Raw genomic sequence first — 2,245 nt, 5'->3', positions numbered from 1 at the left:
CTGCACGGGCGGGGGCCGGTGGGAGCGTGGGAGAAGTACCACGAGGTGGGGCCGACGCGGTTCTGAGGGGCGCGGCGGCTCGGGGGTGGTGCCGAGTCTCGGCCCTGCGGACAGTTCGTGGGCGCCGATGCCCGCGTGCTGTCCGGCTGGCCGAGACTCGGTTCGCTACGCCCAGCCGAGCTCGTGCAGCCGCTCGTCGTCGATGCCGTAGAAGTGGCCGATCTCGTGCACGAGGGTGGTGTGCACCTCGTCCTTGAGCTCCTCGACGGTGTCGCACTCGGCCAGGTGCTGCTTCCGGAACACCACGATGCGGTCGGGCAGCTCGCCGAAGCCGTACTGCCCGCGCTCGGTGGCCGCGATGCCGTCGTACACGCCGAACAGGTCGGAGCCGTCCTCGGGTTCGTCCTCGACGACGAACACCACGTTGTCGAGTCCGTCGACCATCTCGTCGGGCAGCAGGTCGAGTTCGTCGGTCACGAGTTGCTCGAACGCTTCGGCGGACATCTCCATCACGCAGGGATCGTCCCACACCGCGCTGACCACTCGCGGCTGACCACTCGCGGCGAAGCCGCACGGCGCCGGAGGTGCCCAGACAAACACGGAGGGAGAGCCCCGGTTGCGTCACACGCAACAGGACTCTCCCTCGACCGGGGTGAATAACGGGTCTCGAACCCGCGACCTCCTAGACCACAACCAGGCGCTCTACCAACTGAGCTATATCCACCATGTTCGAACCGGCTGACCGGCGCGACCACTCAATAGTAGTACATGCGGGACGGGGCGCGGACCACCCGTGTCGCTACTCGGCCGCGGGCTGCGCCAGCCGTGACTCCCACTTCGCCACGACGTCGGCCTGCACGGCGCGTACGTCGTCCGTGCTCGGGCCGGGCTCGGCGACGAAGCCGGCGCGGCGGTAGTACTCGAGCTCCCGGATCGACTCGAGGATGTCCGCGAGGGCCCGGTGCCCACCGTGCTTCTCCGGCGCGTTGAAGTACACGCGGGGGAACCAGCGGCGGCAGAGCTCCTTGATGCTCGACACGTCGACGCTGCGGTAGTGCAGGTGCCCGTCGACCCGCGGCATGTACTTCGACAGGAACGCGCGGTCGGTGCCGATGGTGTTGCCGGCCAGTGGGGCGGAGCCCTCGGCGGGGACGTGCTGGAGGATGTACTCGAGCACCTGGTACTCGGCGTCCGCCAGGCTCACGCCGTTCGGGATCTCCTCGATGAGCCCCGAGGTGACGTGCATGTTCGTCACGAACTCGTTCATGTTGTCGAGCGCCGACTGGTCCGGCTTGATGACGATGTCGAACCCGGGGTGCACGGGCTCGAGGTCGAAGTCGGTGATGACCACGGCCACCTCGACGAGTTCGTCGACCTCGAGGTCGAGGCCGGTCATCTCGCAGTCGATCCAGACGAGGCGGTCATTCGCGGTTGCCATGTCCTCGATCCTATTCCCGCCCTGCGTGCCTCCCGTACGTGCCGTCGCGCCCGCGCTGCCCGCGCCCGCGCCTGCGCGCCCGTGTACGGTCGCCCGTTCCGCGAGTTCCGCGAGTTCCGCGAGTTCCGCGCGTTCCGTGAGTTCCGCGAGGCCGATCCGCGCGTCCGATCCGCGAGCGGGCGAAATGCCGCGGTCGCCCTGCGGACGCACCCGGATGTTCTGCCCGCTCGTCCAGGACGTGAGCCGCATGCGGTGCAGGCGACCGCCTGGAGACTCATCGCAACCCCGGCAGGCCGCCCCGCGCCTCCAGGCTGTCGCTTCCACCCCCGTCTGCCGCACCGATCCCACCCGGCTCCGCTTCGTCACCGCGAGCGGGCGAAATGCCGTGTCACCCGGCGGACGGACCGTGGTGTTCCGCCCGCTCGCCGACGGCGGCGCCCCGGTTGCGCCTTCGCACGCCGGCGTCCAGCTGAGCGGGCGAAATGTCGCGGTCGCCCTGCGGACACCCCCGGATGTTCCGCCCGCTCGTCGGCCACGTGAGCCGCGAGCACCACAGGGGACCGCCTGGAGGCTCGCCGCGACCCCGGCAGGCCGCCCCGCGCCTCCAGGTCGTCGCTTCCACCCCGCCTGCCGCACCGCTCCGGCCGACCGTGAGCCGACCGCGCGAACGGGCAAAATACCCGAGTCGCCCTGCGGACGAAGCCGGGCATTTCGCCCGCTCGCGGATCGGACGCGCGGATCGGCCTCGCGGAACTCACGGAACGCGCGGAACTCGCGGAACTCGCGGAACTCGCGGAACGGGCGACC

Annotated in this window: 2 protein-coding genes and 1 tRNA gene; all 3 read right to left on the bottom strand. The window is 70.2% G+C overall.

What is annotated here, in order from left to right; genetic code table 11:
• Window positions 1-165 precede the first annotated feature (165 nt).
• The 3 genes from DEJ35_RS16915 to orn all read right to left on the bottom strand — a co-directional run bounded on the left by DEJ35_RS16915 (window position 166) and on the right by orn (window position 1,438).
• On the bottom strand, window positions 166-510 hold the full coding sequence (locus tag DEJ35_RS16915; protein WP_111193209.1) for a metallopeptidase family protein: 345 nt from the start codon (window positions 508-510) through the stop codon (window positions 166-168).
• A gap of 141 nt (window positions 511-651) precedes the next feature.
• A tRNA-His gene (locus tag DEJ35_RS16910) sits at window positions 652-724 on the bottom strand.
• A 75-nt stretch (window positions 725-799) separates the two neighbouring features.
• A complete protein-coding gene (orn, locus tag DEJ35_RS16905) occupies window positions 800-1,438 on the bottom strand; it encodes an oligoribonuclease (protein ID WP_111091505.1) in 639 nt (212 codons plus the stop codon).
• Window positions 1,439-2,245: the final 807 nt, after the last annotated feature.

The sequence above is a fragment of the Curtobacterium sp. MCPF17_051 genome (genome assembly GCF_003234595.1).
Lineage (GTDB): Bacteria > Actinomycetota > Actinomycetes > Actinomycetales > Microbacteriaceae > Curtobacterium > Curtobacterium flaccumfaciens.
Note: the sequence above shows the minus strand (reverse complement) of the source record. Positions and strands in the feature narration are given on the sequence as shown.